Genomic DNA, 20649 nt, shown 5'->3' with positions numbered 1-20649 from the left:
TAGTAACACACCAGCCATAAGAAAGAGGATCATCAATCATTTCGGCCACACAATTCTACACATAATCCGATACAATCTGTATCTGAAGGATTTTACTAACATCGATTCTGCAAATATCCTGCTGATATATCCTCCCAGTCATCCTAGGTGCATAGTATAAGTGCATTGCACAGAAGATATGTAATAGAAATAAGTTAACGGTTGGAACTTATCCTTATTTTTGTTCGTAAGATACTATCTTACTTGTTTAGCTACTATTAAACAAAGTCTACTACATGTGTTTCTTTGCAGACCTGTTTATCAAAAGAATTTGAACAAATTATAGTTTCATTAGTTGAATGCTAAGCAAATGCCTATCAGTATGGGTTAAACATAATGGTAAAACTGATAGGGCAGCATGAGAGAGTAACAAATAGGCAGGGAAGTTTAGAAATAAAGAGCACGGTTTTTACTATTGCTCGGTTTAATGTCTTCAGAAAAGGGATTGCCCGATGCGATGCTTCAATAGTATCTTATTCCAATCTTATCTGAACTGTGGTCTGAGATCAAACTGCATTTAGGGAAAGCATTCAGAGAAAGCGTTCAGGGCAAAGTCTTATTCTATTCTACCATTTTATAACTAACTGCGATGAACCAAGATAAGATGAATGAAGATAAGTTGATGTATCCCGAGCACCAAAACGAATTATTAATTTCACAGCTATTTGATAGTCAGCCTGATTCCGTAGTCTGGTTTATACCTGTCTTTTCAGACTTGGATAGAAGTAAGCAAGATCTGCCTAGTATGCTGTCAACATCTTCCCATACGAACCTGGACAGCAATCAGCATAGTGATCTGCAACACAAGCCTTTTCCTGATCGGACTGTTCACCAGTTCAACATATCCATTGACAGGACAGACTCAGCTGATAAAACAGAATCAGCTGGTGTAACGGATATACTTGTAGGAAACGATTTACGTATAGTAACTGATTTTCAGGTAGCCTATTGCAATGCTGCCGCCTGTCGAATTTTGAATGCAAACCGGGAGCAGGTTTTGCATTCTTCTGTATTGGAAACACCATTAATGGACCCTGTTTCCCGAAGTCGTATTTTTGAACAGTGTCTGCAGGTGTGGAATAGTGGTGAGCATAGTGAATTTACCTATCACAGCCCTTTATTGGACCGGTATTTTAATGTACAGCGAAGTAAGGTTAATAATGGCGTTTTAAGCATTACCCGTGACCGTACCGAACTGGTAAAAGCTCAGATGGAAAAAGAACGGCAGACACAACTTTTGAATAATCTGCTAGAACATTCTCCTTATGGAGCTGCTCTTTATGAATCGGTCAGGGATACAAAAGGAGAGATAGTTGATTTTAGAATGAAGATTGGTAATCGGAAATGCTCCGAAATTACAGGGTTTACGCTAGAGGAGCTTTATACCTATTCGGTCAGAGAATTAATTGCATTGCGTCAGGGTACTTCTCATTTTTTTGACATTTGCCGTCAGGTCGTCGAGCAGGACAAAACCGAATACCTGGAATATTATTCTATCCATCTGAAAAAATGGATAGCCTATTCTTTTGTTAAATTTGCAGACGGATATCTGCTCAATTATATTGACATTTCCCAAACCAAGTTACAAGAGCAAATCAACCAGCAGCAGACCCTCTTGCTTGATAGTATATTGGATGCCTCCCAAAATGGTATCTTTGCCTATCAGGCAGTGAGAGATAGGGATGGGGAGATGGTAGACTTTGAAATTATCAAAGTCAATAAGTCCTTTAGCCGTATATTGGGAATAAGCCAGCAAGCAGCAGAAGGTAAAAAATACTCAACAGTTTTTCCTGGTATTCTGGATTCAGAACTCTTCCAAATCAACTGCCAGGTGCTCCAAAGCGGTAAAGCTGCCCAAACGGAATTTTACTACAAAAGAGACGCTTTTCAGGGATGGTTTCATCTTTCCATTGCTCCGTTAGGCGAAAATGGGTTGGTTCAGACTTTTATTGATATTACCGAAAGCAGGCGTGACAAGCTCTCACTTGAAGCCTCAGCCATTCAGTTGCAAACTGTCATTGATAGCACCCAAACAGGTATCTTTCTGGCTAAGCCGGTTTGGAGCCAGGAAGGCACTATTATTGATTTTCGTTTTAAAACTGTCAATAAAGCCCTTGCCAGCTATGCCTCCAGTCCTATAAACCAACTTATAGGTAGGCTTCATGGAGAGTGTTTTCCGGTATATTTTAGCAATGGGGTATTTGAAAAGTATTGTCAGGTATGGCTTACCAGAGAACCGATCCGTTTTGAACAGAATTATCTGACTGAAGAGTTCGATGTTTGGATGGATGTGTCGGCCAGGAAGCTCGATGAGGATTTGCTCGTTACCTTTCATGACTTTACGTCTGTCAAAAAGTTGCAGCAGCAACAAGAGCACTTGCTAACGGATTTGAAACATTCCAATGAAGATCTCTTGGAAGCCAATCAATTACTGGCTCGCTCCAATGAAAATCTGGAGCAGTTTGCATCGATTGCTAGCCATGATCTGCAGGAGCCCCTTCGAAAGGTGCAATCTTTTGGTAATCTGTTGCAAAGCCAGTATGGCGCTCAGTTAGGCGAAGGCATTCAATTCCTACAACGCATGCAATCGGCGGCCAACCGGATGTCGATTCTGATCAGAGATCTACTCACCTTCTCAAAAATCTCGACTCAAAAAGACAGTTTAGCACCTGTTCCTTTAAACCAGGTGATCAATTCAGTTCTTATTGAGCTGGAGCTACTCATGGAGGAAACCCAAGCCCGTATTCAGGTTGATCCTTTACCAGTTATTGAGGGGGATGCTTCCCAGTTAGCACAACTGTTTCAGAATCTGCTTTCTAATGCGCTCAAATTTCACAAGCCGGATGTAGCCCCTTTCATAGAAGTAAAGTATCAGCTGATTTCCGCTTCGGCCTTACCCATTGCAGGTAGAATAAACCGCAATAGCAAACAATACCTTCAACACTATCACCGGATTGAGGTCTCAGACAATGGAATTGGATTTGAGCCCGCGTATGCCGAGCGGATCTTTCAGATGTTCCAGCGCTTACACAGCAAGCAGGAGTACAGCGGAACAGGAATTGGATTGGCAATCTGTGAGAAAGTGGTGACTAATCATGGCGGAACTATCATGGCAAGTAGTGAACTAGGTAAGGGAGCTACATTCACTCTCTTTTTTCCTGCTTTCTAGCTATTTCCACTTACCGTCCTTTCCCTTTAGCTACTTATCCCTCGTCAATCTGTAAGGATTGACGAATTATTTGCATATTATGCATACCCGTATTATGTATACAGGAAAGTACATACCTTTACAATCCTCGCTTCACAATTGCTGAAAATTACAATCCAGGTCATCATTTTTATGGATACTACAGACCTAAAAAGGAAAATCAACATTCTGTAGAGAGTCAGAATAGAGGTAGTACAAGAGAACCAAAAAAGAATACAACTTCAGGAAAAAACAAGTGGTGAAGATAAGTGGTGAAGAGCACTCCAAAAGATAAAACGCCTGAAAAACCAAAAAAACGGGATCAAAAAAGAATGATAAGCAAGAAAAAAAACAAGGCACAAGAAAGCAGCTGGTTTAGACAATATGGGTTTTTAGTTCTTCTGATTGGAATAGGGCATACTTGATTATAACCAATAAAGATGCAGATATGCACAGGTGAAATTACACGGAACTGGCTATCTCTGAAGATTCCAGGACAATGACTTGGACGCTGCATATAGAAAAATAAATAACTACAGCTTACTCAGTAAAGATAAATTACCCACACTATGTAGTAGTAACTTTGACATATCGCAACTAGGAGTCTTAAAACGGAGGAAGAATCTGAATTATATCTAATTACATATAATATGATGTTAATACTTTTTATTATATGTAATTAGATATAATATGATAACTATTGTTATATTTGTATGCAAAAGCATATACTATGAAGGAATTATCTGACTTTGTCAAGAGCAAACGAAAGCAATTGGGTCTGACCCAGGAAGAATTTGCCGAAAGGGCAGGGGTTGCTCTGACTGTAATTAGAAAGATTGAACAAGGAAAGCAGAACCTGAGTGTGTCAAAGGTAAATCAGGTACTAGAGCTATTTGGCCATATTTTGGGTCCCATCAATATAAACCCTAAATACTGACAGTAAGTACAAACAACATATATATAAATGCAAGTCATGCGAGAAGCGATAGTTAAATACAATACTATACAGGCAGGAATTTTGACAGAAGAAGACAGTGGCGAGTATGTCTTTGTGTATGAGAAAACGTATGCACAACTCTATCCTAAGCAATTCATTACCTTTAAAATGCCAGTAACTATCAGGCCATACAGAAGCAAAAGGCTGTTTCCGTTTTTTGATGGACTGATTCCTGAAGGATGGCTATTAAATATAGCAGCTGAAAGCTGGAAAGTTAATAAAAATGATCGTATGGGGCTTCTTCTTGCCTGTTGTCAGAATGCTATTGGTGCAGTAAGTGTCCATCCTGTCATAAGTGTTGATCCTGTCATGCATCCTGTCATAAGTGTTCCTCCTGTAATTATAGAAAGCAATGCCTAAGTGTTTATATTGTTATAGGGAGTTGAGTGAAAATCAGATCGACTATCATCCAAAGTGTATCAAAGAGTTCTTCGGAACCAAAGCTGCCCCGATTTTACCCTATCGGTTATCCGAAATGGAAAAACTGGCCAAAGAAGCCGCACTCTTATCCATCACAGTGCCGGGAGTTCAACCCAAATTGTCATTGGGGTGGATTAAAAAAAATCTGGAAGATGGCCATCAGGGGCGATTAACGATTATGGATGCGTTAGAGGGACAGTATATTTTGAAACCACAAAATGCGCAGTATCCGCAAATGCCCGAAAATGAGCATCTTTCTATGAAATTAGCCAGATTATTCAAAATTGACACTGTACCTGTCAACATGATTCGATTGCAATCCGGGGAATTGTGTTTTATTACCAAACGAATTGACCGTAACCCGGATGGCTCCAAAAATCACATGATTGATTTTCTGCAAATTCTTGAGCTGGCAAATAAATACATGGGTACTATGGAAATGTTAGGAAAAACTATTGGCGAATTATCTGTAAACACCTTATTGGACAAGTTGCGTTTTTTTGAATCGACGGTTTTCAACTATATCATCGGAAACAACGACATGCACTTGAAAAACTATTCAATGCTGTTATCCGATGCGGGTTGGGTGCTTTCGCCTTTCTACGATCTTATCAATGTGAAAATGATATTGCCAAAAGACAAGGAGGACATAGCTTTACTGTTAGGGGGAAAAAAGGAAAACTACAATAAAGGGTATTTTGACATTTTGGGTGGTGTTGTTTTAAAATTAAATGAGAAACAAATCAATTCAGTGTATAAAAAATTAGTAAAATGGTTGCCTGAAGCTACTCAGTTAATAGAAAGTTCGTTTCTGGATTTGGATCGGCAAAAAGCCTACAAAGAATTAATACATAAACGGACAAGCCTTTTCATATAAGCAACCGGCAATAGCTGGCCAACCGGTGAGATTACCTTTTGTGTGAGATTACTTTTGTGAGATTACCTTTTGATTCCCATCAAAATCCAATAGAGCAATGAAGACGCAGAAAAAGGATGGAAAAGCTGCTTCTCTTATATGTAGTCACAGAAGATGAGTACTCGTAAAAGGTTCGAACCACTATTCGAACCTTTTTTATCAGGGGTAGTAAAAGCCAATGGGTTTCAGTTTTTACAGATCAGTGATAGTACCAGCTATTAGCTGCTCTTATTCCATATTACATCCATATTTGATTACATCCATGCTTGGATAGGATATTTTACTTATTCATTTGTTATATACTTTTTTAGTAGTAAGAATCAAAACTTGAAGGTCTTATAGGGATTGAGCTGCTTTACGATTTTTATGTACTTGTTGTTTATGCTCCTTGGCTGTTACCTTTTTTAGCTGACTGATTTTTAGATCAAGAGGATTCTCTGCTCCCAGAATCAAAATGTGGCGATCTGAAATGTCAAATGCTTCTATAAAATGAGAGTAGACAAGTCTGGTAATGGAAATAAAACGCTTTCTCTGATGTTGAGTGAGACCGATGGATAACGCGCGTTTTTCATATTTTAGATGCATAATCTGAGCGGGGAGCCAGATCTTTTGTCCCCTGGCCGAATTCCAGCCTGCTTTTTTGCGAACCCGTCCCAGATTGGATATTTCATATAAGGTTTCATACCCATAAATCGGTTTCCATTCTTCTGAAGGCATTGTATCCATGGATAGATTCAAACAGGCTGGTAACGCATTGGGAGTAATAGGAGGGCAGCCTAACTTCTGCCATAATTTCTGATTATAGGGAGAAACAACTTTACTTTTTTCGTTGCCAGACGCAATAGTCTGTTTTGCCTGCTCTTTTTGATCAATCGGGAGCCAGCGAAAACCTCCAGCACTAAAGCATCTGCCAGTTATGGCCATATAGATACTTCCAGTATTGAGCCCTGTAGCTGACTCTGCGGCATAGATACTCTCATGCGTTGCAACGAGCTTTCCATCCATAGCATATTGAGCTACGGCTTGTTTCTGATCCGAACGCCAGCTTTGTGCCCGTCCTTTACGAAACATCTTATATTTCTGCTCAGAGATGGTTAATAGTTCCAGATTGGTATAATGCACATTTTCTCCATTGGAATCCTTGTAGGAAACCACTTTGGAAAAGTCATTCAGATCAAATGGTTCTACAAACAGAGAGTAGACCAGGCGAGCCACTGATATATTCTTTTTGATCCCTTCTTTGCAAAGCGAGCAAAAGATATGGATGGGCTCTATTTTCAGATGCTTATTCGTATGCCGGGTTGCAAATACTTTTTTGATCTGGTCGGTTTGTATCCGAAAACGTCCCTGAGGCATTTCAACCCGTCGGGCAAGTGATTTTAACCGGCCATAATTGGAGATCTGATAATGTTGGTACTCTGGAATTTCTTTCCACTGTTCAGAAGGTAAATCATTGAGCGACAAATTTGACAGAATCTCTGTATAATAGGATCTTCTCAGCGTGGGTGAAGTCTGACTAACTGAATGTAATGGCTCTGTATTCATCTATCTAACATGGATTATGATCTAACAGGGATATTCAAACATATATACTCTACTATGTATATTCTACCAGAGATAAAGAGTATGAGTGTAATAATACTAGTTAACCCTTGTTTTTCCAACTTGTTCATTTACCAGTGGCATTTTAACCCTATTGATGGATAGTGATAAAGGGTAAACTACATAATAACTATCCATGCGTTATTTTCTGATTACGTTGTTTTCTTACTAAAAGATGACTGCATTTCACAATAAGCAGGTGAGAGTATTTATTGCGTGTTATCCTGTATGGGAGACTAAAGATTTACACAAAAGAACATGCATAGGTCATTTACTTTACTAGATAAAAAAAGATTCCTACTCCTTTTTTATACCTGTACGGTTATATCGCTGATGAGAATAACTTGAAGTTGATTTCGTATATACTTTAGAGTAGAAACTAGCTGTAAACTATACATGTCAAATCCGATCACAATATATACCAGTGAGTTTAGTCTTTCTGATAACGAGTATGAGTTTACCTATCAAAAAGAGTTACCACAAAAACTCGACTCAATAGGCAACGATCCCTTTAATCAGCAGCTTATCAGTAAGATAATTCTTTAGAAAGTGAACCGGTATGCCTTATTGAGTGATCATACGCTTTACCTTATTAATCAGATTGACCTTACAACCTCTGACATAGATTTCGTCAAAACTCATACGGTAAAGAGAGCTTTACTAAAAAGTAAAGGGTTACAACTTCCTATAGCATCTGCAATCCTACGCTTTCGTAATTCTACGATATATCAGGTAATAGATCAACGAATGTATTGGTTACTGTATGAAGGAAAAACGTACAAATCCGGACTTTCGGATCAGTGTAAAGGAAGGAATTAAGTGGCAAAATTGAGGCCTACCTGCAATATTTGATTGATTTAAGGCAGGCTTGCCAAAAGCTTCAGATTGATTTTACAGTTTCTGACCGGATTTTATATGTGGCTGATAAAAAAGTAAATTCGCAGATTCCTTTAAATAATTATTAACACCAAAAAGAAGTCAAGATGAACTACTGGCAAATTGCAGGCTGAGGCCAATGAAATGCCATTGATAAATCTCAGATGATTGAAATTATAGTGGTGGCCTTGATGGCAATTTGACATAATTATTTATAATCCTGCTGCCTTATTTTTAATCAGGTTCTAGATAGAGCTTTTGAATTAAACTACCGCAATCAAACTAGAGCAATCAAGCGTTTTATACTAGTACCTGAAAAGGTTTTCCATACCGGTTTACATATCCCAGCTCGTTCAAGTGGGCTGCAATCTGCTGAACAGATAAGGTCTCTTTTCTAAGGAGCAAGGCCATTGCTTTTGCTTAATGTTGTGCTCATTAGAGAGTGCATTTTTCTAATATCCATTGCTTTCTTTCGCACTTCACTATTCAACTTGGCAGGCGTTCCTAATTGGAATCCTTTTCTTTTTACTCTGCAAAAAGCTTTTGTTCTTTCTGAAATCATCTTCCGTTCTTTCTCTGCCAGAGTAGCAAACAGATGAATAGTAAAATGATCTGCTTTGGGAAGATCACAGCCTTTAAAATGAACGCTGGATTCTAACAGCGAAGAAATAAAATATCCAATCCGTAAAAGGTGGTCAGGCTTGGCAATGATAAGCAGCGCATCTTTTGCTTGGCATAGTTGATGGATTTCAATAGCTCTGACTTGCTAAGTATAATTTGGTTGTTCTTGCGGAATTATATATTGAAACATCTCTATTCACTAGAATACCATCATCTTAAATAAAAGTGTAAATGCAGTATTTCTTTCTGTTGCTAGAAGTTACTTATTTTCTGTATTTAATTTAATAGGAATGGAAAATGAGAAAATTTTACTAAAAAAATCAAAAAAACAATATTCATATTGCTTGCCCTTTCAATATTTTTTTTCATCCAAAAATTAACCACAAATATGACAATACTTCAAAAGTTTAAAGCTGCTGCCAGAAACCCTAAGGTTCAGAAACTGCAAATGGTAGTCGGATTTGCTATTGCCACTACCGGCGCACTTTTGCCCGACGATTCGAAAAGTTACAATTATTGCAATTATGGTTCGGGTGGAGACTGTGAATGGACAACGCGGGGAAATGAAGTATGTGAAAAAGCTTGGTTTGGAGGAGACTGTCAATAGACTTTCGGAAACACGCCTTCAATTCTATCTACTTTCAACATTTTTTTCATCCAAAAATTAACCACAAATATGACAATACTTCAAAAGTTTAAAGCTGCTGCCAGAAACCCTAAGGTTCAGAAACTGCAAATGGTAGTCGGATTTGCTATTGCCACTACCGGCGCACTTTTGCCCGACGATTCGAAAAGTTACTCATACTGCTCATCCGGAACAGGTGGAGATTGTGAATCAGCTGTGTCGGGTAATGAGCATTGTATGAAAGCTTGGTGGGGTGGGGACTGTCAATAGCTCCTGACTTATTACCAATCCAGTCAGAATAACCATCGTAAAACTAAAGTTTGAAAGGTTGATGGTTATTCTGTTGAGTTTTCTGACTGGAACAAATAGGACGATTCCTCAGCACTTAGCTGTTTAATTACAGCTCAATTTCAAAGACAGATTTAAACTAAACCATCCCTTCGACAGTAGATCAGAGTCGGAATGATTGGTGTGAGAGCGAAAAAATAGTTGTACCAAAATCCTCAAAGCATGAATCGTTTATTAAAATCATTCATATTCACCTTATCAGGCGTGTGCTTACTGTCAGCAGTTATCTATTGGTATGGGGTTAAGGCTGAGCCCATTCTAGTGCTGGCTCCTGCTGTCAATGTGACTGATTCGGTCACATTGACGATTGCTCAATCGCGAATCTGGAAGCTCGATAGCTTAACTGTACCTGAGGCAATCGACTACTATCAGGTCTTTCACAGCCATATTTCGGGAAAAAAGTATCTAACTTTCCTGAATCGGGAGAACAGGATGATCTACTATTATGATCTGGCAGGAGGTAATCTGATAAAAGTTTTATCACTGGAACAATTTGGTTTTAAAAAGGGAGATCGGATTCAGGGCTACTCGATCCTTAATGAAGATTCTGTTTTTGTCTATGATTACAAAAGCTCCACATTGTCTCTTATCAGCATTCTTAAGGGAAAACTCATGAGCCGTGACATGGTTGATAAAGTTAACCTGGGACAACAGAGTGTATGGCCCAGTCCATTTACCAACCGTCCTATTTTATGGGATAAAACCAAATCAGAGTTATATCTGGCTGGTAACTTCTCCAATGAGGGGGGGATGTTTGGTAGTGATAAGGTCAGAAACAATATAGTAAGATTTAATTACCAGAGCGGAACAGTAGATCGGCTTGTTCATTACCCCACGTTTTATTGGGGAGGAAACTGGGGGGGGGGAGGTGGACTCAGACAGATATTTTATGACCAGAATTCCGAAAAAAGCCTGTTGATCATCAGCTTTATGGCTGATCCTTTTCTGACTGCCTACAATACCCAAAATGGACAAATAGAGAAACATTATGCGGCAAGCAGATATATCCCGCACATCAAATCAATGGATTACTCGCCCATCTATTATGAGTTTCTGGACAAGCTGACAAAGATTGAATATTATTTTAAAACACCCTGCTATACATCGGTTATTTTCGATCCATATCGCCATGTGTATTATCGGTTCGCCGAATTGGCTGCCAAACAATTTGATCGCTCTCAGCCTCTGTACAGTCACAAGCAGAAATCTATCATAATTCTGAACCGCCACTTTGACAAAATTGGTGAGATTCTATTGCCCCAGAGCAATTATGATGCAAATAACTTTTTTGTTGACAGGGATGGATTGTACCTGTTGAAAAAGCTTGAAACAGATAACCACCTGGTATTTCAACGTTTTGAGTTGCGTGCTTTAAAACAACCGAAAACAATCTCAAAAACCCAAATCTAACTTGACTGTACTCTTATGAATGCCAAGATAAAAATATACCTTAAAGTGTACCTATCCCTTTTGACTACCGCCCTGCTGGCTGGCTGTTCCCAATCCAATGCTGATTATGATTTGATCAGGCAGGTGACCCAACTGACAGGGAAAAATCTGTCAGGATACCGTGCCGTTTTTTTTGTTCCCTCTCAGGGCTGTGATGGCTGTATTAACGGAGCGGAAAACTACCTGCTGAACAACTATTTGCCAAGGAATCGAAAAGGGATACTCTTTATCGTCACCGGACACAAGTCCAAAAAGACCGCCCGCATACGACTTGGCGAACAGGCCCTGATTAACCAGGATGTATTTGTCGATTATGTTCAGGCCTTCAATCGGGAACCTTTCGTATCGACATTTCCCAAAGTTATTTTTCTGGATGAAGGAAATGTACAAGCAATCCATGAAATAAATCCCAGAGGAGGAGAACAGGTCTACGCAAATTTGGATCAGATCTAAATGTCTGCAAGTCAGCAATCTGTCTGAAATACCTATTAGAAAATATCCCTATGGGAACTACAAACAACAATCATCACTTTAGCGATTATTTAACAGCCACTCTCAATTAATTTAGTATGGAAACTTTTGAAAAACTGATCGCCCCGGTAACGGTTGAGGACTTTGCGGCAAACTACTGGAGAAAAACCCCCTTATTTATCTCCAAGCCGTCCGAGTTTGCCGATCAGATAGTAAATGTCAACCAGATCAACGACTATCTGAGCGCACCTGCTATTGCCTATCCGTTTGTTCGTATGGTAGGCAATGGTGCAGAATTAGACATCAAAAAGTACCAGCTGGCCAATCAGACGAGCCAGTTCAATTTTTTGAACAAGACCAAGGTATTTGAACTATTCGAGCAAGGCAACACAATTGTTATCCAGGCTGCTCAATTCCATTTTACAAATCTGAACCGATTTATTTATCAGCTTGAAAAGGAACTGCGGATGGAAGTGCATGCCAATATTTATATTACCCCTGCCGGTTCGAGGGGGTTTGACCCTCACCTGGATGCCCACGAGGTGATGGTTATTCAGCTTTATGGTAGTAAGGAGTGGAATATTTATGATCTGCCCATACCCGCACCCTTAAAGGGGCAAAAGTTAACCCCCGAACAAAAGCAGGCTTATCTGACCAGGCAGGCCGATCACCAGATAACGTTGCAGGAAGGGGATATTCTTTACGTTCCCAGAGGTGTTGTCCATGATGCTTTCACCCAGAAAGAGCCTTCCATCCACATTACGCTGGGTTTTCATCCCATTCTTAGAACGGATATTGTTCAGCAACTAATCCAAAAGGTGGAGTCAATTGCTTATTTTCGGGAACCTTTCTTTGATTTTAATCAGACCAATGGCTCTGCTGTAAACAAAGAAGAGTTGATTGCCCAGATGGCAACCGCACTCAGGGAGATGCTTACTACCAGATCTGAGGAAAACTATACAGACTCAAAATTTGCAGATACCAAAGATATGTTCAACCACCTGTTGTTGTTAGACAGTGTGCAAACCCAAACTGATTTGAATCATTTTCAAATCCACCCACTGGGAAAAGACATTCCCTCTTCGGTCAGAAAAGGAGAAGAGGAAGACTTCATGCGGCGTTTGCTGGATAATCCCTCCACTGATCTTCCTGTGCTTTTTGAAGATATTCCTTTGGAAAGTTTCAAGTATCTCTCCAAACGACTTGCCAATAAAAGCCTGATCCAGATCACGACCAAATAAAACCAATCCTTCATTGCCGATTAGTCAGTGCAAGTCACTGACTTAAGCCGGTATACGTATGGCCGGTGAGCTGATCGATTCTTTTTCTTTCCTTGTATTTACTATCTGTTTTACTATCTGCATTATGTAATCTATGTTCTATTATAGCGGCCATCAACCCAGTAACAGTTTGCAAATTGATAATGACTCGTCATCAAATTCTGATTCTTTGCAGCAAACACATCCAAATGATTTTTTTTTAGTGGGCACTGATGGATTTTTTCACAGTATCAACCGTCCCCTTCCTACGGTAACACGAATAATAATCGACGATTTGGTAAAACAGTACACAATCCTGTGGAAGGATGCAGTGATAAGCGTATACCTGAGAGGGTCTCATCTGAACGGTGAGGTAAAGGGTAAAACGGATTTTGATACAGTGGTAGTTTTGAAAGACTTTGTTGCTATCGATTTACAAAAAGTATTTGCCTATATAAACAATTCGCTTCAACACAAATACCCGTTCATCAAATATTTTGATACCTATGTGATCAATGAGTCAGCAATAGCAAATAATAGATATTTACAGTTTGTTGTTTCAGTGCTTTCCATGCGGGTTTATGGAGAACCGATTGAGAAGGGTTTTACTAGGTTCAAACCCAACAAAGATTGTATTTTTCTATTACATAATCTGCCACAAAAGCTGGCGATGGCTACTCAAATGGATCGTATGCAAGCCGACTTTAATCAGCAGATTATTTTTAACCATGTAATCAAACATTTACTGCGAAGTGCTCAGGAATTAGTCTTGGAACGGGAAAAATGCTATACCCGTAATATAACCCTTTGCCAAAGCCTGTTCGCCCGGTATTATCCGGATCAGGCTCAGTTATCACATACGCTTCTGAAAAGTTACAATGTTGGACAAAGCACTAAGCTTGTTTTACTAATGGAGCAGTTTTCACAAATTCTAAGGGAGGAATATGGAAAGTTGTATCCGGCTGCTTCTGATCAGCTTCTGACAAGAGTGGATTGATAAGTAGCTAGTATGAGTATAAGCCATTGGCACAGAAGCAGAAATAAAGTCATCATGAGCAATCAAAAATACAGCCCGATCTGTAAGCGTCTGGTCAAGAACTTGGGTCTGTCAAGAGTGATAAGCAAACAAAAGTATTAAAATAACTAAAATTAATAGCGTATAGGAGGATAACACGCAACTATGCAATACCTGCGGTTCCCTAACTGCTTCTGTAATGAGAGTGCCATTCACCGAGATAAGATCGCTGAGGTAAGAACACGGCTCTACATACTGCCGATCTGTCTGTAGCAACTAAAATGAAATTATTAACCTTTCGCACAATGCAACCCTTAATTAAAACTACCTTTTTTTCGATCCTGTTTGTATTCATCTTCAGGATTTTTTTCTTCGACAGTTTTAAAATAACCAGTGATTCAATGGAGGGAGAGTTGCTGGTAGGTGATTATGTATTGGTCTCCAAACTTAGTTATGGCCCACGGATGCCGTCCACTGTCCTGAAAATCCCTTTTCAGGATGTAAACAATACCTTTCAAAAAATCAAAATGTATTCTACCCTTTTTCATTTGCCCTACATCCGCCTGCAAGGGTTTAATCAGGTGCAACACGGAGATGTGATTGCTTTCAACATACCAGTAGAAGACAAACCTTTTGATCTTAAAACTCCCTACATCAAAAGGTGCGTAGGTCTACCAGGCGATGTGATTCATATCAATGCAGGCAAGTTAGTTGTCAACGACAAACTTATCGCTTTGCCAGATAAAATGCTTAAAACCTATCGGCTGATCAGTACTCAATTGTTAACCGAATCGATGATGGGTGGAATCGTTTTTGAGAATTTTTATTCACAAATGATGTTGGAGAAAAATGTATTGTCAATCGATTCGATTTGCTATATACTTCGGATAAACCCGGCATGGATAGGCAAAATTCAAACTCTTCCTTTTGTAAAAAGCTGTCAGGAGTTAATCGCAACAAAAGACTTTGCAGACCTGAACATCTATCCTCACGTACCCGGACAGGAATGGAATATGGATTTTTTCGGACCTGTACAGATTCCAAAAGCAGGAAAGCAGGTATGGATAAACAAGCAAACCATTCATACCTACCTCCCTTTGCTCAAAGAATATGAGCAAATCACAGGTTCGCAGCAGGAAAGCTCGGATTCTGTTGCTATCCAGCTTGCCAGGACAATCAGTGAAAGAGTTCTGATTAAGGGAGAAACCGTTAAGTATACTTTTAAAAAGAACTATTATTTTGTACTGGGTGATAATCGCGGTGTATCATATGATTCAAGGTTCTGGGGTTTTGTGCCAGAAGACCACATTATTGGCAAAGCAACCCTGATCTGGTGGTCAAAAGATAATCAGCAAGGAAATACTCGCTACAAACGAATAGGTCAGATGATCCAGTAATGTGAATTAGCAACATGACCAGCTCGGTAACTTACTAATGGTAGGATAATTCCTTTTTACTAAAGGCTTATATTACGCTAAGAGAAATTACCCGTTAGCACTTTTATCAATTTATTTTCATCTGAATTTTTACCCAAAACATGTAATCTACCTGTTTTGATGAAAGGGGGCAGATGAAGCTTCTTGTTTTGTCTGCCACAACTTAAAATCGTTCCATCCCTATACCGTAGTTTACCTGTTTGTATCTATGAAAAAAATATTGTTTATCACCTTTCCGGCCAAAGGTCATATTAATGCAATATTAGGAATTGCCAAAATTCTTCAACAACATTACAAAATTTACCTAACAGGTGGGGTAGATCCAGCTCTTGACTTGTATGTTGAAAAGCAAGGATTTGAAATAGTCAAACTGGCAAACTGTTGTCCCAATTTAAGCTTTGTCGATGAAGTCAACTACCTCAAGCGCTTTGGGAAAAATAAAAAAGATGTAATCCTGAACAGAATCAGTCACAATGAGTATAAGCTGCGTAAGCAGTTACTCAATGAACTGATCGAAAGATTAGAGCCTGAAATTATTTTTCTAGATTCTTTTATAGGATCTGACTTTGTCAATATTTATCCCTGCATTAAAAATACCTGTACCAAATTCTTTCTTCTTAATACCATGTTGGCAAGCTATCTGCCTTATTTGCCTTTGCCACAGAGCGATCGCCTGCCTGATCAAAAACTGAACACCTGGTTTGAGTGGTATCTGTTCCTTGTTAAGGATTCATTAAGGGAATTGAAGGAAAAGATATTGTTGGTTGGAAACACTACCCGGCAAATTGTCCGCAGACAAGCTCGTCAGCTAGCCATACCCGCAAAGTATAAACTCATTGACCAATTGCCACTTGGTATCGGTTTTACACATGTGAAGGAATTGATTCTTTGTCCACAGGAAATGGAATTTCAACCTTATACGAGTCCGTTACGCAGGGTATTTACTACCCGGTCAGTCAGCAGGCTGTCTCGGGAGAACGACAGAATTTATCTGGGATCTCAGATAGCATTGAACCGGCAGGAACAGATAAATAAGAATGACATTGCGCGGCTGGTCCATCTACTCAATCAACCATTAACATTTGTATATATCTCTTTTGGGACACTCTACCAAAAACAGCGGCAGATGCTTAGTGAGTTTATAAGCAGGATTATTGACGTTAGTACAGCATTTGACTCGGTTCAGTTTATTATCAGCGGATTGTTCAACCATACGGCTGCACCTACCTCCAATGTAGCGATCTTCGACTATGTACCTCAAACCTATGTCTTACCCAAGGCATCTGTCTTTATTACCCACGGAGGACTCAACTCAATCAAAGAAAGTATCCATTTCTGTGTTCCGATGATTGTATATCCGGTAAATCCAAACTATGATCAGCCAGGGAACGCAGCCCGGGTGGTTCATCACAAAATTGGCTTGCGTGGATGCTTACACAAAGATACCAGACAGATAATCAAAGATAAAATCAATGATCTGTTAACCAATCCCAGTTATCGGGATAATATTAGCCGATTGCAGGAACGTACTCGGCAGCGATACACTGAGCAGACAATTTTAAACATTGTAAACAGTGAACTGGGGTACCTAAACTAATTTTAAACTCGTGTCCCAAACCCAGCCAACAGAAGTATGGCTTGGATGCATGACATTTTTCCTTATGCTAAAATTTACCGCCTAAACATTCACTACTGCTGGCTGGTCACAACTGGTGCAATCTCCTGGCTGCAAACACTGGAAAAAGAAAAAGCTACTTTCTTAAATTAATGTCTGTTTAAATTAAGTCCTGTTTCACCTTATAAAAAAACATTTATACAAAATGCTGACTTCTTCCCAGGTAACCGTAATTTTAAATGTATGGCGACGAAACTACATTGAAGAGCAAATTGAGGCTTTACTTTCCCAATCGGTTACACCCCAGAAAATCTGGCTCCTGCAACAATGCAATCACATATCAGTAGAAAAGATCATCAAAAAGTATCATCCGATGGTGGACTACTTTTACAGTTCGATAGATTTAAAGTATTTCTGCAGATTCAGTATTGCCCATCTGGTCAACACAAAATACTTATGGATACTGGATGATGACGTGATTCCTTCAAAGGGATGGATTGAATTATGTCTACAAATGATAGAGGAGAAAAATTCTATCATTTCTCCAAATGGTCGCATCTTGCCAAAGGGGGATTTAACACCGGAACTGCCAAAGCACAAAGATTATCTGACTACCTATTTTATTGGTGATGGTCACAATAGACCACAAACGACACTTTGTGAAAATGATACTGTGGTTGATTTTGGGTGTACAAGTTTTTTTATGAAAACTGAATGGCTAAAGTATTTTTGGAACATTCAGCCCTTTACCTTCGAGACAGGAGAGGACATTCACCTATCAGCTAGCTGTAAATTGCTTGGCAATATTGCTACAATTGTTCCCAAACAGCAAGCGGTAACTACCGGGAATTTAAAATGTACCTACAGCTATGATATGTTTGCTTCTTGGAAAAAAAATGATTTTTTGACCCGTAGGACAGAAATTTTCAAGTATCTGATTACCCAACACCGATGGCAACCCATTCTGTGGCCCAAGTAGTTGCCAGTCTGGATAAATCATCCTTTGTCCGGACTTTAGACTTTACCTTGAGTGAACGCCTTTGATCAGAGCAGAGTGCCTTTCTAGGCGAATGCTCTTAGGTGCTACCAGAACTTTGGCAAGAACTTTATATGGCAAGCAATTGCACTAAAAAACAATAGACGATCAAAGTATACTATTTTTGTAATTTGCTCCAATGGGCAAGGGGATTCCGGCAACGGTTACATCATATTTGTCAAGTTTTTCTATTTTATTTCTGGCTACAATATAGGAACGGTGTATTTGTACAAAAAGCCTGCTAGGCAATATTTCCAGGGCCTCAACGGTGGTTAGTCGTGTAGGAATTTTCCGGTTGTTGGCCAGATTTATAATCAGGTAATTGCCTGCACTCTCTAAGAAAAGTATTTCTTCATAAAAGACTTTAATTTGTTGATATCCACTTTTAATAAACAGATAATTATTTTCAGAATCTGTTTTATAGGGAGCCTTTTTGAGCTGATAGACTTCGAACGCTTTCTGACAGGATTTAAGAAAGCGGCTAAATGAAAAGGGTTTGAGCAAATAATCAATGGTATTGAACTCGTAGCTTTCCACTGCATAGTGGGAATGAGCTGTGGTAAAAATTACCAGTGGTTGAACAGAAATAGTAGCTAAAAGCTCCAATCCGGACAAATCCGGCATGTCTACGTCCAAAAATAGTAATTCTACGGTTTCTTTTTGTAAATAGTCAATGGCTTGGACCGGGTCTGAAAATGATTTTTTAAATGCAAGTGAAGGAACTTTTAATGAAAAAAGTTCAATAATTTTAAGCGCTTCAGGTTCATCATCAATTGCAATGGCATTCATAGGGTTTACTTGGTAATGCTATGTATATAATAGGTAGGGTGGCAATAGGATTGAGTAATCAGAATCTGAAAGCCAGCAGATTTGAGTTATGTATCGAATACTTACCGGCCTCAATGCTTACTCGAATACTCAGAACCTAAAATAAGGTTGAAAGCAGAATCGGCAAAATATTTTTAGAAATACTTAGTTGATCTGCAATCCTTACCGAAAATAAGCCTGTTACTTTTAAGAAAGACAGGCCACATTTACTGGTTTAATACTATCTGTTCGATAATGTATGTTTGATACTATCTGTTTGATACGATTTACTAAAAATACCCCAACTGTTCAGCAGCACAAACAAGTTGCCAGATAAGCAATTAGTGATAACACAAGTGGTATTGGGCATTTGAAACAAAAGAGATAAGATGTAAATTAGACCCTGGCCTTATTACGAATCCGAAAAGTTACCGTACCTAGATGAGTCTATAGATTGATTAAAGAGTTAAATAAGATTGATTGTTCATTTATAGTACTATGATATACCTAATTAGAAGTATTATATCCAAAGTGGAAACGTGATGTACTCTTAACCCTGGCAGATCAACGTTGTTACTTTTATACCTACTAGGATTATAAGCAACAAAGTGTCAATCGAATTTCTCGTTTTTGATTACCTCATTCCTAATTACCTCTTTGCTTACAAGTAGCCCTATTTTATATCTACCTGGATGGAATGTACTTTCCTACCTGTAGTTTAGGCATAAATGAATAAATAACTATAAAAATGTCCTTCCTTCATCAGCTTATAAAAAGATATTTATCTGTCTACTTTCTTCAGGAGTTTACAATGTTTTTGGTTTTATGGGGGGGTGGTTTGTTCATCCTAGATACTATGCACGTCCCGATTCCTAAACCGTTGGGGGGAGTATTGGTTGTCTCCATCCCTTTACTGTTTGTTTGCTATACTGGTCTTAGGTATGAGATCCTTCCTCGTTTCTACTCCTATAAGTCTTTAACAAAAAGCCTATGGATTTATTGCATTTTTTCCATTCTGATGACCGGAATCGGGTCTGTCATCTTTATAAACGGTGAACCGTCTGTTAATCCATGGCTACTATGGTTGTTCCACAGTGTAATCTCTCTGAGTTTAATCCCTTTTCTTGCCTGGAAGGGTTTTTCCTCTAGTGAACTACGCATGCAATTATTGGAACGGATTGAAAAGAAAAACGCTGAACTTGTTTTGTTGAAGGCGCAGTTAAATCCACATTTTCTATTCAATATTTTAAATAACCTATACAGTGTAGCCTTACAGGATAATAGTTTACGAGTAGCAGAAGGCATCCAAAAGCTGGGAGATATAATGCGATTTATGCTTCATGACAACCTCTCTGACTATATTCCACTGGAACGTGAATTGGACTATCTAAAAAATTATATCCAAATCCAGACCCTGCGACTGAGCCCTTATGTCGGTATTTCAATTACAACCGATCTTCCAGCTTCCCATTGCCCCCAACGGATAGCGCCGATGTTGATTATCCCTTTTGTTGAAAATGCCTTCAAACATGGAATCAGCTATCAGCATGTTTCCTGGATACATATCCTTTTGCACTGCCAGGACAATTCGTTAAGGTTGCTGGTAAAAAACAGTATCCATTCCAGTCAAAAGAAAGATCTGAGACAGGAATCGGGAGTAGGGCTTGAAAATGTCAGAAAACGACTTCAACTGTTGTATCATCACAAGCACAGATTGCAGATTGACCAAAATGAAAACGAATTCGTGGTCGAGCTTCTAGTCGAGTTTGATGCATGAGTTGACCAACATGCCTAATCCATGATCTTTTGGCAATGAGCGCTGCCTTTTGTGTTGAGTTGTACATGGATTGATCCATGTTCTCATCAATGTTTTCATTGTCTGGCTGTAATTGTACCCATTCAATCCTGTGAAGGTACCCTTGGATGATAT

General features: G+C 39.1%; 18 protein-coding genes. 16 read left to right on the top strand and 2 right to left on the bottom strand.

The genetic code is table 11. From position 1 onward, the window contains the following. The first annotated feature begins 628 nt into the window (after nt 1-628). From QNI22_RS34125 to QNI22_RS34110, 4 genes are all read left to right on the top strand, one after another. Nucleotides 629-3208 carry an ATP-binding protein gene (locus tag QNI22_RS34125; protein WP_314518196.1) on the top strand — a complete coding sequence of 860 codons (2580 nt, stop codon included), beginning with the start codon at nt 629-631 and terminating at the stop codon, nt 3206-3208. Between the two features lie 748 nt (nt 3209-3956). Beyond that, the gene (locus tag QNI22_RS34120) at nt 3957-4163 is read left to right on the top strand and encodes a helix-turn-helix domain-containing protein (protein ID WP_314518193.1); all 207 of its coding nucleotides are present in this window, start codon (nt 3957-3959) and stop codon (nt 4161-4163) included. A gap of 27 nt (nt 4164-4190) precedes the next feature. Continuing rightward, a complete protein-coding gene (locus tag QNI22_RS34115) occupies nt 4191-4583 on the top strand; it encodes a HipA N-terminal domain-containing protein (RefSeq protein WP_314518190.1) in 393 nt (130 codons plus the stop codon). Next, nucleotides 4576-5520 (top strand): HipA domain-containing protein, encoded by a 945-nt coding sequence (locus QNI22_RS34110; protein ID WP_314518187.1) that lies wholly within the window; start codon nt 4576-4578, stop codon nt 5518-5520. The genes QNI22_RS34115 and QNI22_RS34110 overlap by 8 nt, the downstream gene beginning before the upstream one ends. A gap of 375 nt (nt 5521-5895) precedes the next feature. Here the strand turns inward: QNI22_RS34110 and QNI22_RS34105 are convergent, their stop codons facing one another. Then, entirely contained in the window at nt 5896-7104 is a 1209-nt protein-coding gene (locus QNI22_RS34105; RefSeq protein WP_314518184.1) for an NUMOD4 domain-containing protein, read from the bottom strand. Between the two features lie 453 nt (nt 7105-7557). Here QNI22_RS34105 and QNI22_RS34100 point away from each other — a divergent pair, with 453 nt between their 5' ends. The 11 genes from QNI22_RS34100 to QNI22_RS34050 all read left to right on the top strand — a co-directional run bounded on the left by QNI22_RS34100 (nt 7558) and on the right by QNI22_RS34050 (nt 17855). Next, a complete protein-coding gene (locus QNI22_RS34100; RefSeq protein ID WP_314518183.1) occupies nt 7558-7707 on the top strand; it encodes a hypothetical protein in 150 nt (49 codons plus the stop codon). Between the two features lie 1339 nt (nt 7708-9046). Further along, nucleotides 9047-9265, top strand: a complete 219-nt coding sequence (locus tag QNI22_RS34095; protein WP_314518181.1) for a hypothetical protein — start codon at nt 9047-9049, stop codon at nt 9263-9265. A gap of 69 nt (nt 9266-9334) precedes the next feature. Then, nucleotides 9335-9553, top strand: a complete 219-nt coding sequence (locus QNI22_RS34090) for a hypothetical protein (protein WP_314518178.1) — start codon at nt 9335-9337, stop codon at nt 9551-9553. 240 nt (nt 9554-9793) lie between these two features. Continuing rightward, nucleotides 9794-11041 (top strand): DUF4221 family protein, encoded by a 1248-nt coding sequence (locus QNI22_RS34085; RefSeq protein WP_314518176.1) that lies wholly within the window; start codon nt 9794-9796, stop codon nt 11039-11041. Nucleotides 11042-11056: 15 nt separating this feature from the next. Beyond that, nucleotides 11057-11533 (top strand): hypothetical protein, encoded by a 477-nt coding sequence (locus QNI22_RS34080; RefSeq protein WP_314518174.1) that lies wholly within the window; start codon nt 11057-11059, stop codon nt 11531-11533. 116 nt (nt 11534-11649) lie between these two features. Beyond that, entirely contained in the window at nt 11650-12792 is a 1143-nt protein-coding gene (locus tag QNI22_RS34075) for a cupin domain-containing protein (protein ID WP_314518171.1), read from the top strand. Nucleotides 12793-12925: 133 nt separating this feature from the next. Then, on the top strand, nt 12926-13807 hold the full coding sequence (locus QNI22_RS34070; protein ID WP_314518168.1) for a hypothetical protein: 882 nt from the start codon (nt 12926-12928) through the stop codon (nt 13805-13807). Between the two features lie 323 nt (nt 13808-14130). Then, nucleotides 14131-15222: a signal peptidase I gene (lepB, locus tag QNI22_RS34065; RefSeq protein WP_314518165.1), complete on the top strand. Its 1092-nt coding sequence runs from the start codon at nt 14131-14133 to the stop codon at nt 15220-15222. Between the two features lie 247 nt (nt 15223-15469). Beyond that, complete coding sequence (locus QNI22_RS34060; protein WP_314518161.1) at nt 15470-16858, top strand: nucleotide disphospho-sugar-binding domain-containing protein; 1389 nt, start codon at nt 15470-15472, stop codon at nt 16856-16858. A 36-nt stretch (nt 16859-16894) separates the two neighbouring features. Further along, nucleotides 16895-17029, top strand: a complete 135-nt coding sequence (locus tag QNI22_RS34055) for a hypothetical protein (protein WP_314518157.1) — start codon at nt 16895-16897, stop codon at nt 17027-17029. Between the two features lie 52 nt (nt 17030-17081). Further along, nucleotides 17082-17855 (top strand): glycosyltransferase family A protein, encoded by a 774-nt coding sequence (locus QNI22_RS34050; RefSeq protein WP_314518153.1) that lies wholly within the window; start codon nt 17082-17084, stop codon nt 17853-17855. A gap of 165 nt (nt 17856-18020) precedes the next feature. Here the strand turns inward: QNI22_RS34050 and QNI22_RS34045 are convergent, their stop codons facing one another. Continuing rightward, a complete protein-coding gene (locus tag QNI22_RS34045) occupies nt 18021-18701 on the bottom strand; it encodes a LytR/AlgR family response regulator transcription factor (protein ID WP_314518146.1) in 681 nt (226 codons plus the stop codon). A gap of 874 nt (nt 18702-19575) precedes the next feature. Here QNI22_RS34045 and QNI22_RS34040 point away from each other — a divergent pair. Then, entirely contained in the window at nt 19576-20496 is a 921-nt protein-coding gene (locus QNI22_RS34040) for a sensor histidine kinase (RefSeq protein WP_314518141.1), read from the top strand. Nucleotides 20497-20649: the final 153 nt, after the last annotated feature.

The sequence above is a fragment of the Xanthocytophaga agilis genome (assembly GCF_030068605.1).
GTDB lineage: Bacteria > Bacteroidota > Bacteroidia > Cytophagales > 172606-1 > Xanthocytophaga > Xanthocytophaga agilis.
This window is presented reverse-complemented; position numbering and strand designations above follow the sequence as displayed.

What these genes read in the sequence shown, in the direction of transcription:
- QNI22_RS34125 (WP_314518196.1), top strand. Translation starts at nt 629, where the DNA reads ATGAACCAAGATAAGATGAATGAAGATAAGTTGATGTATCCCGAGCAC.
- QNI22_RS34120 (WP_314518193.1), top strand. Translation starts at nt 3,957, where the DNA reads ATGAAGGAATTATCTGACTTTGTCAAGAGCAAACGAAAGCAATTGGGT.
- QNI22_RS34115 (WP_314518190.1), top strand. Translation starts at nt 4,191, where the DNA reads ATGCAAGTCATGCGAGAAGCGATAGTTAAATACAATACTATACAGGCA.
- QNI22_RS34110 (WP_314518187.1), top strand. Translation starts at nt 4,576, where the DNA reads ATGCCTAAGTGTTTATATTGTTATAGGGAGTTGAGTGAAAATCAGATC.
- QNI22_RS34105 (WP_314518184.1), bottom strand. Translation starts at nt 7,104, where the DNA reads ATGAATACAGAGCCATTACATTCAGTTAGTCAGACTTCACCCACGCTG.
- QNI22_RS34100 (WP_314518183.1), top strand. Translation starts at nt 7,558, where the DNA reads ATGTCAAATCCGATCACAATATATACCAGTGAGTTTAGTCTTTCTGAT.
- QNI22_RS34095 (WP_314518181.1), top strand. Translation starts at nt 9,047, where the DNA reads ATGACAATACTTCAAAAGTTTAAAGCTGCTGCCAGAAACCCTAAGGTT.
- QNI22_RS34090 (WP_314518178.1), top strand. Translation starts at nt 9,335, where the DNA reads ATGACAATACTTCAAAAGTTTAAAGCTGCTGCCAGAAACCCTAAGGTT.
- QNI22_RS34085 (WP_314518176.1), top strand. Translation starts at nt 9,794, where the DNA reads ATGAATCGTTTATTAAAATCATTCATATTCACCTTATCAGGCGTGTGC.
- QNI22_RS34080 (WP_314518174.1), top strand. Translation starts at nt 11,057, where the DNA reads ATGAATGCCAAGATAAAAATATACCTTAAAGTGTACCTATCCCTTTTG.
- QNI22_RS34075 (WP_314518171.1), top strand. Translation starts at nt 11,650, where the DNA reads ATGGAAACTTTTGAAAAACTGATCGCCCCGGTAACGGTTGAGGACTTT.
- QNI22_RS34070 (WP_314518168.1), top strand. Translation starts at nt 12,926, where the DNA reads ATGTTCTATTATAGCGGCCATCAACCCAGTAACAGTTTGCAAATTGAT.
- lepB (WP_314518165.1), top strand. Translation starts at nt 14,131, where the DNA reads ATGCAACCCTTAATTAAAACTACCTTTTTTTCGATCCTGTTTGTATTC.
- QNI22_RS34060 (WP_314518161.1), top strand. Translation starts at nt 15,470, where the DNA reads ATGAAAAAAATATTGTTTATCACCTTTCCGGCCAAAGGTCATATTAAT.
- QNI22_RS34055 (WP_314518157.1), top strand. Translation starts at nt 16,895, where the DNA reads ATGGCTTGGATGCATGACATTTTTCCTTATGCTAAAATTTACCGCCTA.
- QNI22_RS34050 (WP_314518153.1), top strand. Translation starts at nt 17,082, where the DNA reads ATGCTGACTTCTTCCCAGGTAACCGTAATTTTAAATGTATGGCGACGA.
- QNI22_RS34045 (WP_314518146.1), bottom strand. Translation starts at nt 18,701, where the DNA reads ATGAATGCCATTGCAATTGATGATGAACCTGAAGCGCTTAAAATTATT.
- QNI22_RS34040 (WP_314518141.1), top strand. Translation starts at nt 19,576, where the DNA reads ATGCACGTCCCGATTCCTAAACCGTTGGGGGGAGTATTGGTTGTCTCC.